This window comes from Bordetella pertussis 18323, assembly GCF_000306945.1.
Taxonomy (GTDB): Bacteria; Pseudomonadota; Gammaproteobacteria; order Burkholderiales; family Burkholderiaceae_B; genus Bordetella; species Bordetella pertussis.
On record NC_018518.1, the window covers coordinates 3,265,498 to 3,277,745 of the forward strand.

Genomic DNA, 12,248 nt, shown 5'->3' on the forward strand with positions numbered 1-12,248 from the left:
CTCGAACGCAAAAAAGCCAGCCCCGCGCGCGGAGACTAATGTTGCAAACGCCGGATTATACAATAGGGATCGAAACCAACCGTATCGGACTCCACCGTGTCCCTCCTACATCGCGCCTCTTTTTACATTTCGGCAGCCCGTCTGGACCAGTTGCCGCCTGCCGGCGCGCCCGAAGTCTGCTTCGTCGGCCGCTCCAACGCCGGCAAATCCTCGGCCATCAACGTGCTGTGCAACCAGCGGCGCCTGGCGTTTTCGAGCAAGACGCCCGGCCGCACGCGGCTGATCAACATGTTCGGCCTGCCCGATCCCCTCGCACCCGGCGAACAGCTGGGCTTCCTGGTCGACCTGCCCGGCTATGGCTATGCCTCGGTCGCCCATCGCGAGAAGGAAAAATGGGCCGACATCCTGGGCGGCTATTTGCGCGACCGGGCATCGCTGGCCGGCATCGTCCTGCTCATCGACATTCGCCGCGGCGTCACCGACCTCGATCGCCGCCTGACCAATTTCATCGCACCCACCGGCAGGCCAGTGCTGGCCTTGCTGACCAAGGCAGACAAGCTGCCATACGGGCAACGCATGCGCACGGTATTCGCCGTGCGCAAGGACCTGGCCGATATCGGCGCCCTGCATATGGTGCCGTTTTCATCGACCGAACGCATCGGCCTCGAAGAGGCCGGCGCCCACATCGAGAACTGGATCTCTCCCAAGGTAGTGCCATGAAACCGCAGATCATTTCCGCCGCATTCCCGGTATCCCGCCCCCGCCGCCTGCGCCGCGACGATTTCACGCGCCGCCTGGTACGCGAGAACACGCTCACCGCCAACGATCTGATTTACCCGGTCTTCGTGACCGAAGGCAAAGGCATACAGCAGGCCGTGCCCTCGCTGCCCGGCGTGGTGCGCTACTCGCTCGACACGCTGCTGCCCGTGGCCGAGCAATGCGTCAAGCTGGGCATCCCGGTGCTGTCGCTGTTTCCGGCCATCGAGCCGGCCCTCAAGACGCCCGACGGCATCGAGGCGGCCAATCCCGAAGGCCTGATCCCGCGCGTGGTGGGCGAGCTGAAAAAGCGCTTTCCCGAACTCGGCGTGCTCACCGACGTCGCCCTCGACCCGTATACCAGCCACGGGCAGGATGGCGTGATCGACCCCGCCGGCTACGTGCTGAACGAGCCCACCGTCGAAATCCTCATCAAGCAGGCCCTGGTGCAGGCCGCCGCCGGTGTGGACATCGTCGCGCCCAGCGACATGATGGACGGCCGCATCGGCGCGATACGCCAGGCGCTGGAAGACCAGCAGCATATCCACACCCGCATCATGGCCTATTCGGCCAAGTACGCCAGCGCCTTCTACGGCCCGTTCCGCGACGCGGTCGGCTCGGCCAGCAACCTGGGCAAGTCCGACAAAATGGCTTACCAGATGGACCCGGGCAACATCGACGAAGCGCTGCGCGAAGTCGCCGCCGACCTGCAGGAAGGCGCGGACATGGTGATGGTCAAGCCCGGCATGCCCTACCTGGACGTGGTGCGCCGGGTCAAGGACGCGTTCCGCGTGCCGACCTTCGCCTACCAGGTCAGCGGCGAATACGCCATGATCAAGGCCGCCGCCGCCAATGGCTGGCTCGACCACGACAAGGTCATGATGGAGGCCTTGCTCGGCTTCAAGCGTGCCGGCGCCGACGGCGTGCTGACCTACTTCGCCCTCGAGGCCGCCACGCTGCTGCAGCAGCAGCGCTAGGCTCGCCTGGCCCGGGCCGGCCGCGCATCCGCCTGCCCCGCCGCCGGGGCGGGCGCGGTGCGCAGGCCCAGCCAGGTACCCGACAACACGCAGGCCAGTCCGGCGAAGTGCAGCGCCGTAATGCGTTCGCCCAGGAACACCGCGGCGGCCAGCAGCCCGAAGATGGGCAGCCAGTTCACGAACATGGCGGCCCGGCTCATGCCCAGGCGGGCAATGCCGGCATTCCACAGCAGATTGGACACCCCCGACGCAATGACGCTGGAAAACAGCACCACCAGCCATGGCCAGGGCTCGAGCGTCCACGACGACGCCAGGTAGGTAGCGGGCGAGAACGCCGCATGGGCGCTGAGCGTGACCGCGCCTACCAGGTACATGTACCAGAGGATGGTCAGGGGATCGAGGGCGCGGGATACGCGCTGGATGATCAGGCCGCCGATGACGAACACGATCACCGCGCACAGGGCCAGCACGTCGCCCCGGCCAACGCTGGCCAGCACGCCGTCGCCGCCGGCCACCACCAGGGCCACGCCGCCCAGCCCCAGCGCCGCGCCCCCGATGCGCGAGGCGGTCAGGCGCTCGCGGTAGAAAAAAGCCGCCAGCACCACCGAGAACAAGGGGCTGGTCGCCATGATCAACGTCGCATTGGCTGCCGGCGTCAGGCGCAGGGCGTTCACCAGCAGGATCTGGTGCGCGTACACCACCAGCAGCCCGGCGCAGGCCAGCCAGCCGAACTGCCGCAACGAAAGGCGCGGCACGCCATGCAGGCGCCACAGCAGGATCGCCGACACCGCCACGAAGGCCACCACGATGCGCACCGCGGCCACTACCTGCACGTCCATGTGGAACGTCAGGTATTTCACGGCGACGAGATTGACGCCCCAGGCGGCCATGACCAGCAGCAACTGCAGATACACACGGCCGACATTGGCCGGGGACGCGATGGCGGTGGACACGTAATGGGATGAAGGGTGGGAGGCTACCGGATCCCGCCGGCGCGGCTGGTATGGGCAACATCGTACCAGCCTCTCGCCCACGCCATCGCCTCGGGCGCGCCCGAGGCGATACGAAGCAACGTCAGGAGCCTGCTTGCGCCGGGCCCGGCGCGCCGGACCTGTCCGCCACCTGCTCCAGCACGCCGGCAAAGCGCCGCGCGTCCTGGAAACCCACGACCCGGATGTCTTCGATCAGCTTGCCGCCGGGTTCGAAGAACATGATGCCTGGCGGGCCGAACAGGCGGAAGCGCTTGAGCAAGGCGCGGTCATCGGCATTGTTCTTGGTGACGTCAGCCTGCACCAGCAGCATCTGCGACATGCGTGCGGCCACCGTGGGATCGCTGAAGGTGAAGTGCTCCATCTCGCGGCACGACACGCACCAGTCGGCATAGAAATCCAGCATGACGGGCTGCGTGCTCCGGGCCAGCAAGGCATCGAGTTCGGCGTTGCTGCGCACGCGCACGAAACGCGTCTTGTCCACGGCCGCCGGCCCGGCGGCGGCAACGGCCCCGCCCGCCGGCGCGCGCGCCGCCAGGTGCGACAGCGGCGCCAGCACATCGCGTCCGCCGCTCAGGGCGCCGATCAGCCAGGCCGCGCCGGCCAGCGCCAGCAGCAGGCCCAGCCCCTTGGCGAACATGCGCGGCGCGCCCGAACCCGCCGGCAGCGCATCGAAGGCGCGCAACATCACCGCGCCCACCACCGCCAGGAACGACCAGCCCAGCATCTGCACCCAGGTGGGCACCACCGGGATCAGCATCCACCAAGCCGTGCCCAGCAAAAGCATCCCGAACACCCGCTTGACGCTTTCCATCCAGGGGCCGGTACGGGGCAACAGCGTGCCCGCCGACGCGCCCACCAGCAGCAGCGGAATGCCCATGCCCCAGGCCATCGCGAACAGGGCCGCGCCGCCCAGGATCACGTCCCCGGTCTGCGAGATGTACAGCAACGCGCCCGCCAGCGGCGCGGCCACGCAAGGGCCGACGATCAATGCCGACAGCGCCCCCATGACCAGGGCGCCCGTTACACGGCCACCCGGGATCCGGTTGGAACGCTCGCTCAGGCGGGCCTGCAGGCCCGCCGGCATCTGGAAGGTGAAGGCGCCGAACATCGCCAGCGCCAGGACGGCCAGCAGGATGGCGAACAGCGACAGGATCCACGGCGTCTGCAGCCACGCCGCCAGGCCAGCGCCGCTCAGGCCGGCCGCCACGCCCAGCGCGGTATAGACGACCGACATGCCGAACACATAGGCGGCGGCCAGCCCCAGGCCGCGCCGGCGGCTTGGGCGCTGCGCCTGCGCGCCGCCCAGCACGATGGACGAGAGGATCGGCACCATCGGCAATACGCAGGGCGTAAACGCCAGCAGCATGCCCAGCAGCAGGAACACGCCGGCCGTCTTCAGCCACCCGCCGCCGCCGATGAAGTCCGCAAGCCGCGTATCGCCGGCTTCCAGCAAGCTGTCGAACGTGCCGCCGCCTTGCGGTGCGGACGCCGTACCCGCCGCGAGCGCATAGCCACCCGTCACGGGCGTCAGCTGCACCGTATTGTCCATCGGCGGGTAGCACAGGCCGGCGTCGGCGCAGCCCTGGCTGGTGACTGTCAGGGTGAACGGCTGCCCGTTGCCCTGCGACAACGGCACGCGCACCGCCACGGTACCGTAAAAGACCTCCATGTCCTTATCAAAGGTAGGGTCATACTTCACCTTGCCCTGTGGATAGGCCGCCTCGCCCAGCGTCACCGCCTGCGCCGGGCTGGCCGACAGGCCGAAACGCTCGCGGTACATGTAGTACTCGGGCGCGATCCGGTAATTCAGGACCAGCGTAGCCGGGTCGGCCATGGCGGCGCTGAACACGAAAGCCTGCTCGGGCGGCAGGAAGTCGTCTTCGGTCAGGGCGGCTGCGGGGCGGGCGAACAACACCAGCGCCAGGGCCAGCATCCACGCCAGCCAGCGTCCCGCGGCCGCGGCGCGGCCTGTTGCGCTCGCGCCGTGCCCGGTGGCCGACGCGTGTCCGTACTGCATCATTCCTTCCTCTCTATTGCGAGTCGACGCCGCTGCTTTGCTCGCGTACCCAGTCCAGATAGGACGCGATACCGCCGATGACCGGCAAAACGATGATTTCCGGCACTTCGTAGGGGTGCAGTTGTGCCAGCGTCTGCACCACCGCCTGGTGCCGGGCGTATGTGGTCTTGATCCACAGAGGAATCTCGTCGGCGCCCTCTACCTCGCCTTTCCACCTGTACACAGACAGGACCGGGGCGCCAAGGTTCACACAGGCGGCCAGGCCGTCCTCGACCAGCACATGGGCCATGCGCTTGGCCAGCAGCATGTCTGGCGCATTGCTGATCACCAGCACGACGTCGTCATCTCGCAACATGGCGGCTCCTGGGAACGGGCATTGAGGGATACTGTGGGTATTTTATCGATAACGATCGGCGGGTATGTTCCTGCGCCGCGCCCGACCAACAAGGAGACTGCCAGACATGTCGCACGATTGCCTGTTCTGCCGCATTTCCCGCGAGGAGATCCCGGCCCACGTCATCCACCAGGACAGCCGCCTGCTCGCGTTCCTGGACATCCATCCCGTGCGGCCGGGCCATGTTCTGATCATTCCCCGCCAGCACTACCCGTATTTCGAGGACATGCCTGCCGATCTCGCCGGGCATATCCTGAATCTGGGCCAGCGCCTGGCCCGCCACATGAAGCGCCTGTATTCGGTCGAACGGGTCGGTTTCGCCTTCACCGGCATCCACGTGGCGCATGCCCATGCCCACCTGATTCCGATGCACCATCCGCAGGACGTCACGTCCACTCAGTACATCGAACAGAAAGACCTGACCTTCGTCATGCCGCCGCAGTCGCCGCCCGAACAGCTCGCGTCGGTGGCGCAGGATCTGCGCGCCGCCTTGACCAAGGCCTGAAGGCCCCTCGCCCTGCCGCAATCGGCGCCGTTGGCCGCCGCGGCCGGGCCGGCGCAAGACCTGCGCGCGCCGCAAAAAGCAAGGGCGGGTCCGAAGACCCGCCCTTGCCGCTTTCCGCGCTGCCGGATTTACTCGGCGTCGCTGTCCGCTTCGGATGCATCCACTTCCGGACGGTCAACCAGCTCCATGAAAGCCATGGGCGCGTTGTCGCCTTGACGGAAGCCCATCTTCAGCACGCGGGTATAGCCGCCGTTGCGGTTCGCGTAGCGCGGACCGATTTCGGCGAACAGCTTGACCACCGCGTCGCGATCGCGCAGACGGGCAAACGCCAGACGCTTGTTCGCGAGGGTGGGCTCCTTGCCCAGCGTGATCAGGGGTTCGATGACGCGGCGCAGTTCTTTCGCCTTCGGCAGCGTGGTCTTGATCGCTTCGTGCGTGATCAACGAAACGGCCATGTTGCGGAACATGGCAAGACGGTGACTGCTGGTGCGGTTGAGCTTACGCAAGCCATTACCGTGACGCATGATATTTCCTTTGAATCTAAGGACGGCGTTTCCGCCATCGGGTTATCCGGCTCTTCTATCGGCCTGTGACAGGCCGCGGTCCGGTGGAAAAAGTATGCACCTTCCGATGCATGAAAACATCGCGGCGGGCGCATGGCGCGCCCACCGCGCTTGACTGCTTACGGGCGCTCGAGGCCCAGCGGGGGCCAGTTTTCCAGCTTCATGCCAAGGGTCAGGCCGCGTGCGGCCAGCACTTCCTTGATCTCGTTGAGCGACTTGCGGCCCAGGTTCGGGGTCTTGAGCAGTTCGTTCTCGGTACGCTGGATCAGGTCGCCGATGTAGTAGATGTTCTCGGCCTTCAGGCAGTTGGCCGAACGCACCGTCAGTTCCAGATCGTCGACCGGGCGCAGCAGCACCGGATCGATCTGCGGCGTACCGCGCACCGGCGGCTCGTACGCATCGCCCGCGCCTTCCAGCGCCGCGAACACCGAGATCTGGTCCATCAGGATGCGGGCAGCCTGGCGCACCGCTTCCTCGGGCGAGATCACGCCGTTGGTTTCGATGTCCAGCACCAGCTTGTCCAGGTCGGTACGCTGCTCGACGCGAGCGCTTTCGACGGCATAGCTGACACGGCGCACGGGGCTGAACGAAGCGTCCAGCACGATGCGGCCGATCGTGTGCGTGCGATCTTCCGACAGCGCGCGCACGTTGCCCGGCACATAGCCGCGGCCCTTCTCGACCTTGACCTGCATTTCGATCTTGCCGGCATCGGTCAGATTGCAGATCAGGTGATCCGGATTGATGATCTCGACGTCGTGCGGCAGCTCGATATCGCTGGCCACCACGGCGCCGGCGCCATTCTTGCGCAGCACCAGGGTCACTTCGTCGCGGTTGTGCAGCTTGAACACCACGCCCTTGAGGTTCAGCAGGATGTCGACGACATCTTCGCGAACACCGGCAATGGTCGAATATTCGTGCACCACGCCGGTCATCTGCACTTCGGTCGGCGCGTAGCCGGTCATCGACGACAGCAGGATGCGGCGCAGGGCGTTGCCCAGCGTATGGCCGTAGCCGCGCTCGAACGGCTCCATCACGATCTTGGCGTGATGCGCCCCGACCGGTTCGACTTCGATGGAACGCGGCTTCAGAAAACCTTGAGTGGACATGTACTGTTTTCCTTTTCAATACCCTCGGCTCGTTACACCGATAAGGCTGATGGAATTAAGTGAAACTACGCATAAACCGCGGCCCGAAAGCGGCCGCCGTTTCTACCGCAAAGCCCGCCCCGCCAAAATGGCGAAAGCGGGCTGGCGCGGGTGAGGCAAACGGTTCGCACAGCCACCACAGCACCGCCATCCCGAGGGCGGCGGCGCGCGGCGATCAACGCGAGTACAGTTCGACGACCATCGACTCGTTGACGTCGCGGGCGACGTCAGCGCGATCGGGGGCCGACTTGAACGTACCGGTCATCTTGCTGGCGTCGACTTCCACCCACTGGGGCAGGCCGATGCTGGCAGCCAGATCCAGCGATTCGCGGATGCGGCCTTGCTTCTTGGCCTTCTCGCGAATCGAGATCACGTCGCCGGCCTTGACCAGCATCGACGCGATGTCGGCGGTGTGGCCGTTCAGCTCGATGGCGCGGTGGCTCACCAGCTGACGGGCTTCCGCGCGCGTCGAGCCGAAGCCCATGCGGTAGACGACGTTGTCCAGGCGCGATTCGAGCAGCTGGATCAGCGTTTCGCCGGTGTTGCCACGACGGCGCTCGGCTTCAACGAAGTACTTGCGGAACTGCTTTTCCAGAACGCCGTACATGCGCTTGAGCTTCTGCTTCTCGCGCAGCTGCAGACCGTAGTCCGAAGTACGGGCACCCGAGGTGCGGCCATGCTGGCCGGGCTTGGAATCCAGCTTGCACTTGGAATCCAGCGAGCGGCGCGCGCTCTTCAGGAACAGGTCGGTACCCTCGCGGCGCGAGAGCTTGCATTTGGGTCCAATATAACGTGCCATGTGGATTCCCTTTAGATACGACGACGCTTCGGCGGACGGCAGCCGTTGTGCGGAACGGGCGTGATGTCGGCGATGCTCGAAATCTTGATGCCCAGCGCATTGAGCGCGCGCACCGACGATTCGCGGCCGGGGCCGGGGCCCTTGATACGCACTTCGAGGGTCTTGATGCCATATTCCATGGCAACGCGACCAGCCGTCTCAGCGGCGACCTGCGCGGCGAACGGCGTCGACTTGCGCGAGCCCTTGAAGCCTGCGCCACCCGACGTCGCCCACGACAGGGCATTGCCCTGGCGGTCGGTGATGGTGATGATGGTGTTGTTGAACGAAGCGTGAACGTGCGCGATGCCGTCCGAGACGTTCTTCTTGACCTTTTTGCGTACGCGCGAAGCGCCGCTGGTGGAAGCTTTCGCCATAATCTAGATCCTCGATTATTTCTTCAGGGACGCAGCAGCACGACGCGGGCCCTTGCGGGTGCGGGCGTTGGTGCGGGTGCGCTGGCCGCGCACGGGCAGGCCACGCTTGTGGCGCATGCCGCGGTAGGTTCCCAGGTCGATCAAACGCTTGATCGAGAGCTGAACTTCACGACGCAGGTCGCCTTCAACCGCGAACACGCCAATGTGTTCACGGATGCGCTCCAGCTCGGCGTCGGTCAGATCCTTGACCTTTTTGGTAACGGGCACACCAGCAGCTTCGCAGATCTTGCGGGCGCGCGTACGACCGATGCCAAAAATGGCGGTCAGGCCGATCTCGGCGTGCTGTTGCGGCGGAATGTTAATGCCAGCAATACGGGCCATGACTGTTCCTTGAATAAATCCGTTGCGTACCGCTAACTGGGTTAGCCTTGACGCTGCTTGTGACGCGGGTCGGTGCAGATGACACGCACCACGCCGTGACGTTTGATAACTTTGCAGTTGCGGCAGATCCGCTTAACCGATGCCATTACTTTCATGGTTGACTCCTAATTTTCCGTAATCCGGTCCGCTTCACTTGGAGCGGAAAACAATTCTGGCTCGCGTGAGGTCATAGGGCGTGAGCTCCACTGTGACCTTGTCGCCGGGCAGAATCCGGATGTAATGCATACGCATCTTGCCGGAAATATGGCCCAACACCACGTGGCCGTTTTCGAGCTTGACGCGGAAGGTCGCGTTGGGGAGGTTCTCAAGAACCTCTCCTTGCATCTGGATGACGTCGTCCTTAGACATTCTCTTTGCTTACCGCATCGGCAAACCCGAGCCCTTGAAGTTCGCCTTCTTGAGCAGCGAGTCGTATTGGTGAGACATCATGTAGGCCTGTACTTGCGCCATGAAATCCATCGTCACCACGACAATAATCAACAGGGACGTACCACCGAAGTAGAACGGCACATTCCAACGCATCACCAGGAATTCCGGCAGCAAGCACACCAGCGTGATGTAAATCGCACCAGCCAGCGTCAAGCGCATCAGAATCTTGTCAATGTAACGCGCGGTCTGCTCGCCCGGACGGATGCCCGGAACGAAAGCGCCGCTCTTCTTCAGGTTGTCTGCAGTTTCGCGGCTGTTGAACACCAGGGCCGTGTAGAAAAAGCAGAAGAAAATGATCGCGACCGAATACAGCGTGATGTACAGCGGTTGACGAGGCTCGAGCGCGGCAGCAAGGTCACGCAGCCAGGCCATGCGTTCGCCGCTCGAGAACCAGCTGGTGATCGTGGCCGGGAACAGAATGATCGACGACGCGAAGATCGGCGGAATCACCCCGGCCATGTTCAGCTTGAGCGGCAGATGCGAGCTCTGGCCCCCATACACCTTGTTGCCCACCTGGCGCTTGGCATAGTTCACCGTGATCTTGCGCTGTCCGCGTTCCACGAACACCACGAAGGCGGTAACCAGCACGACCAGGGCCACGATGAACAGCGCCGACAGCACCGACATCGAGTTCGTCCGCACCAGGTCCAGCAGCCCCGCCAGCGCCGAGGGCAAGCCCGCGACGATACCGGCGAAGATCAGGATCGAGATGCCATTGCCCAGCCCGCGCTCGGTGATCTGCTCGCCCAGCCACATGACGAACATGGTGCCGGTAACCAGCGTGACCACTGTCGTGAAGCGGAACAACATGCCCGGATCGATGACCAGCCCCGGCTGGGACTCCAGCGCCACCGAAATGCCCACCGCCTGCACCAGCGCCAGCACGACCGTGCCGTAGCGGGTGTACTGGGTAATCTTCCGACGGCCGGCCTCGCCCTCTTTCTTGAGCGCTTCCAGCGACGGCACCACCACCGACATCAACTGCATGATGATGGATGCCGAAATGTACGGCATGATCCCCAGGGCGAAGATGGAAAAACGCGACAGCGCTCCACCCGAGAACATGTTGAACAGGCCCAGGATCCCACCCTCGTGCTGGCGGAACAGGTCCGCCAGCGCGTCCGGGTTGATGCCCGGCACGGGGATGTGGGTACCGAGGCGGTAAACCACCAAGGCGAGCACCAGGAACACGAGACGGCGTTTCAGATCGCCGTACCGTGCACCGGTTTTGCCCAGAGCCTGCGCTTTAGCCACTCGTCACCTCGCGTTCAAGCAAGCGAGCCGCCCGCGGCTTCGATGGCGGCGCGAGCGCCGGCCGTCGCGGTAATGCCGCGAAGCACCACCTTGCGCGAGAGTTCACCCGACTTGATGACCTTGGCGTAACGCACGCTTTGGCCAACCACACCGGCTGCCTTGAGCGCCTGGACGTCGATTTCCTCGGCTTCCATCAATTGCAGCTCGGACAGGCGCACTTCAGCGTACAGGTGCTGACCCAGCGGCGTGAAGCCGCGCTTGGGCAAGCGACGCTGCAACGGCATCTGGCCGCCTTCGAAGCCAACCTTGTGGAAGCCGCCCGAACGCGACTTCTGGCCCTTGTGGCCACGGCCGGCGGTCTTGCCCAGGCCCGAGCCGATGCCACGGCCGACGCGGCGCTTGGCGTGCTTGCTGCCCTCGGCGGGCTTCAGCGTATTGAGTTGAATATCCGACATCGTGATTCCTTAGGCTTCCGAGACGGAGACGAGGTAACCCACCTTGTGGATCATCCCGCGCACCTCGGGCGTGTCGACCAGCACGCGGCTGCTGTTGATACGGCGCAGGCCCAGGCCGCGAATGGTGTCGCGGTGGGATTGCTTGGTGCCGATCACGGAGCGCACGAGCGTAACTTTGATCTGCTTCTGAGCCATGATTTACCCCAGGATCTCTTCGACGGACTTGCCGCGCTTGGCAGCAACTTCCGCCGGGGTCAGGGAAGCGCGCAGACCATTCAACGTGGCGCGAACCAGGTTGTAGGGGTTGCTCGAGCCCAGGCTCTTGGCAACCACGTTACGCACACCCATCACTTCGAAAATAGCGCGCATCGGACCGCCGGCAATCACGCCGGTACCTTCAGCGGCCGGCGAAATCAGCACCGTCGAGGCGCCGTGCTTGCCCACCACGGTATGGTGCAGCGTGCCGTTCTTCAGGGCGACCTTGAACATGCCGCGGCGGGCCTGTTCCATTGCCTTCTGAACCGACACCGGCACTTCACGCGCCTTGCCCTTGCCCATGCCGATACGGCCATCGCCATCGCCCACCACGGACAACGCGGCAAAGCTCATGGTGCGACCACCCTTGACCACTTTGCTCACGCGGTTGACCGCGATCATCTTCTCGCGCAGACCGTCGTCGTTCTCTTTTTCCGCGGCGTGCTTGCCTTGTACTTTAGTAGCCATTTGACAGATCCTCGCTTAGAACTTCAGGCCGGCTTCGCGCGCGGCTTCGGCCAACGCTTTCACGCGGCCATGGTAACGAAAGCCCGAGCGATCAAAGGCAACCAGCTCGATGCCGGCGGCCTTGGCCTTCTCGGCAACACGCTTGCCCACCAGCGCGGCGGCGGTGGCGTTGCCACCCTTGCCGGCGCCGCCCAGCTGCGCGCGAACTTCGGCTTCCAGCGTCGAGGCGCTGACCAGCACGCGATCGCCTTCCGGCGAAATGATGTTGGCGTAGATGTGCAGGTTCGAGCGGAAAACCGACAGGCGATGCACTCGCAGCTGCGCAATCTTCCGGCGGGTCGGAACCGCACGACGCAAACGGGAAACTTTTTTGTCCATGATTCGT

At 64.6% G+C, this 12,248-nt stretch carries 18 protein-coding genes; 3 read left to right on the forward strand and 15 right to left on the reverse strand.

The genetic code is table 11. The features are described from left to right. Window positions 1–96: 96 nt before the first annotated feature. Entirely contained in the window at window positions 97–720 is a 624-nt protein-coding gene (gene yihA, locus BN118_RS15300) for a ribosome biogenesis GTP-binding protein YihA/YsxC (protein WP_003806940.1), read from the forward strand. Then, the gene (gene hemB / locus BN118_RS15305) at window positions 717–1,733 is read left to right on the forward strand and encodes a porphobilinogen synthase (RefSeq protein WP_003806939.1); all 1,017 of its coding nucleotides are present in this window, start codon (window positions 717–719) and stop codon (window positions 1,731–1,733) included. Before yihA ends, hemB begins: the two co-directional genes overlap by 4 nt. Here hemB and BN118_RS15310 read toward each other — a convergent pair. The 3 genes from BN118_RS15310 to cutA are packed head-to-tail and all read right to left on the reverse strand — an operon-like array spanning window position 1,730 to window position 5,097. After that, entirely contained in the window at window positions 1,730–2,767 is a 1,038-nt protein-coding gene (locus BN118_RS15310) for a DMT family transporter (protein WP_010925691.1), read from the reverse strand. The genes hemB and BN118_RS15310 overlap by 4 nt on opposite strands. Window positions 2,768–2,807: 40 nt before the next feature. Continuing rightward, window positions 2,808–4,745 carry a protein-disulfide reductase DsbD gene (dsbD, locus tag BN118_RS15315; protein ID WP_014906000.1) on the reverse strand — a complete coding sequence of 646 codons (1,938 nt, stop codon included), beginning with the start codon at window positions 4,743–4,745 and terminating at the stop codon, window positions 2,808–2,810. A gap of 10 nt (window positions 4,746–4,755) precedes the next feature. Then, window positions 4,756–5,097: a divalent-cation tolerance protein CutA gene (cutA, locus tag BN118_RS15320; protein WP_003806936.1), complete on the reverse strand. Its 342-nt coding sequence runs from the start codon at window positions 5,095–5,097 to the stop codon at window positions 4,756–4,758. 64 nt (window positions 5,098–5,161) lie between these two features. Between cutA and BN118_RS15325 the strand changes: the two genes are divergently transcribed. Further along, window positions 5,162–5,641, forward strand: a complete 480-nt coding sequence (locus tag BN118_RS15325; RefSeq protein ID WP_255288054.1) for an HIT family protein — start codon at window positions 5,162–5,164, stop codon at window positions 5,639–5,641. 128 nt (window positions 5,642–5,769) lie between these two features. On the opposite strand, the gene rplQ is transcribed toward BN118_RS15325, so the two are convergent. From rplQ to rplR, 12 genes are all read right to left on the reverse strand, one after another. Further along, the gene (gene rplQ / locus BN118_RS15330) at window positions 5,770–6,165 is read right to left on the reverse strand and encodes a 50S ribosomal protein L17 (protein WP_003806934.1); all 396 of its coding nucleotides are present in this window, start codon (window positions 6,163–6,165) and stop codon (window positions 5,770–5,772) included. A 158-nt stretch (window positions 6,166–6,323) separates the two neighbouring features. Continuing rightward, on the reverse strand, window positions 6,324–7,310 hold the full coding sequence (locus BN118_RS15335; protein ID WP_003806932.1) for a DNA-directed RNA polymerase subunit alpha: 987 nt from the start codon (window positions 7,308–7,310) through the stop codon (window positions 6,324–6,326). A gap of 214 nt (window positions 7,311–7,524) precedes the next feature. Further along, a complete protein-coding gene (gene rpsD, locus BN118_RS15340) occupies window positions 7,525–8,148 on the reverse strand; it encodes a 30S ribosomal protein S4 (protein ID WP_003806931.1) in 624 nt (207 codons plus the stop codon). A gap of 11 nt (window positions 8,149–8,159) precedes the next feature. Then, window positions 8,160–8,561, reverse strand: coding sequence for a 30S ribosomal protein S11 (gene rpsK / locus BN118_RS15345; protein WP_003806930.1), 402 nt, complete (start codon window positions 8,559–8,561; stop codon window positions 8,160–8,162). A 15-nt stretch (window positions 8,562–8,576) separates the two neighbouring features. Then, a complete protein-coding gene (gene rpsM, locus BN118_RS15350) occupies window positions 8,577–8,942 on the reverse strand; it encodes a 30S ribosomal protein S13 (protein WP_003806929.1) in 366 nt (121 codons plus the stop codon). A 41-nt stretch (window positions 8,943–8,983) separates the two neighbouring features. Further along, window positions 8,984–9,097 carry a 50S ribosomal protein L36 gene (rpmJ, locus tag BN118_RS15355; RefSeq protein WP_003806928.1) on the reverse strand — a complete coding sequence of 38 codons (114 nt, stop codon included), beginning with the start codon at window positions 9,095–9,097 and terminating at the stop codon, window positions 8,984–8,986. A gap of 34 nt (window positions 9,098–9,131) precedes the next feature. After that, window positions 9,132–9,350, reverse strand: a complete 219-nt coding sequence (gene infA, locus BN118_RS15360) for a translation initiation factor IF-1 (RefSeq protein ID WP_003806927.1) — start codon at window positions 9,348–9,350, stop codon at window positions 9,132–9,134. A 9-nt stretch (window positions 9,351–9,359) separates the two neighbouring features. Further along, window positions 9,360–10,685: a preprotein translocase subunit SecY gene (gene secY / locus BN118_RS15365; protein WP_003806926.1), complete on the reverse strand. Its 1,326-nt coding sequence runs from the start codon at window positions 10,683–10,685 to the stop codon at window positions 9,360–9,362. Between the two features lie 14 nt (window positions 10,686–10,699). Next, the gene (gene rplO / locus BN118_RS15370; protein WP_003806925.1) at window positions 10,700–11,140 is read right to left on the reverse strand and encodes a 50S ribosomal protein L15; all 441 of its coding nucleotides are present in this window, start codon (window positions 11,138–11,140) and stop codon (window positions 10,700–10,702) included. Between the two features lie 9 nt (window positions 11,141–11,149). After that, window positions 11,150–11,335, reverse strand: a complete 186-nt coding sequence (gene rpmD, locus BN118_RS15375; RefSeq protein ID WP_003806924.1) for a 50S ribosomal protein L30 — start codon at window positions 11,333–11,335, stop codon at window positions 11,150–11,152. Between the two features lie 3 nt (window positions 11,336–11,338). Further along, window positions 11,339–11,863: a 30S ribosomal protein S5 gene (gene rpsE / locus BN118_RS15380; RefSeq protein WP_003806923.1), complete on the reverse strand. Its 525-nt coding sequence runs from the start codon at window positions 11,861–11,863 to the stop codon at window positions 11,339–11,341. Window positions 11,864–11,878: 15 nt separating this feature from the next. Continuing rightward, window positions 11,879–12,241, reverse strand: a complete 363-nt coding sequence (gene rplR / locus BN118_RS15385; RefSeq protein ID WP_003806922.1) for a 50S ribosomal protein L18 — start codon at window positions 12,239–12,241, stop codon at window positions 11,879–11,881. Between the last annotated feature and the right edge of the window lie 7 nt (window positions 12,242–12,248).

Bases quoted from the DNA above. Each gene is read 5' to 3' on its own strand.
- rplO (WP_003806925.1), bottom strand. From the start codon at position 11,140: ATGTCGGATATTCAACTCAATACGCTGAAGCCCGCCGAGGGCAGCAAG.
- rpsE (WP_003806923.1), bottom strand. From the start codon at position 11,863: ATGGCTACTAAAGTACAAGGCAAGCACGCCGCGGAAAAAGAGAACGAC.
- rpmD (WP_003806924.1), bottom strand. From the start codon at position 11,335: ATGGCTCAGAAGCAGATCAAAGTTACGCTCGTGCGCTCCGTGATCGGC.
- rpmJ (WP_003806928.1), bottom strand. From the start codon at position 9,097: ATGAAAGTAATGGCATCGGTTAAGCGGATCTGCCGCAACTGCAAAGTT.
- infA (WP_003806927.1), bottom strand. From the start codon at position 9,350: ATGTCTAAGGACGACGTCATCCAGATGCAAGGAGAGGTTCTTGAGAAC.
- rpsD (WP_003806931.1), bottom strand. From the start codon at position 8,148: ATGGCACGTTATATTGGACCCAAATGCAAGCTCTCGCGCCGCGAGGGT.
- cutA (WP_003806936.1), bottom strand. From the start codon at position 5,097: ATGTTGCGAGATGACGACGTCGTGCTGGTGATCAGCAATGCGCCAGAC.
- BN118_RS15335 (WP_003806932.1), bottom strand. From the start codon at position 7,310: ATGTCCACTCAAGGTTTTCTGAAGCCGCGTTCCATCGAAGTCGAACCG.
- rpsK (WP_003806930.1), bottom strand. From the start codon at position 8,561: ATGGCGAAAGCTTCCACCAGCGGCGCTTCGCGCGTACGCAAAAAGGTC.
- hemB (WP_003806939.1), top strand. From the start codon at position 717: ATGAAACCGCAGATCATTTCCGCCGCATTCCCGGTATCCCGCCCCCGC.
- BN118_RS15325 (WP_255288054.1), top strand. From the start codon at position 5,162: ATGTTCCTGCGCCGCGCCCGACCAACAAGGAGACTGCCAGACATGTCG.
- rplQ (WP_003806934.1), bottom strand. From the start codon at position 6,165: ATGCGTCACGGTAATGGCTTGCGTAAGCTCAACCGCACCAGCAGTCAC.
- dsbD (WP_014906000.1), bottom strand. From the start codon at position 4,745: ATGATGCAGTACGGACACGCGTCGGCCACCGGGCACGGCGCGAGCGCA.
- rplR (WP_003806922.1), bottom strand. From the start codon at position 12,241: ATGGACAAAAAAGTTTCCCGTTTGCGTCGTGCGGTTCCGACCCGCCGG.
- rpsM (WP_003806929.1), bottom strand. From the start codon at position 8,942: ATGGCCCGTATTGCTGGCATTAACATTCCGCCGCAACAGCACGCCGAG.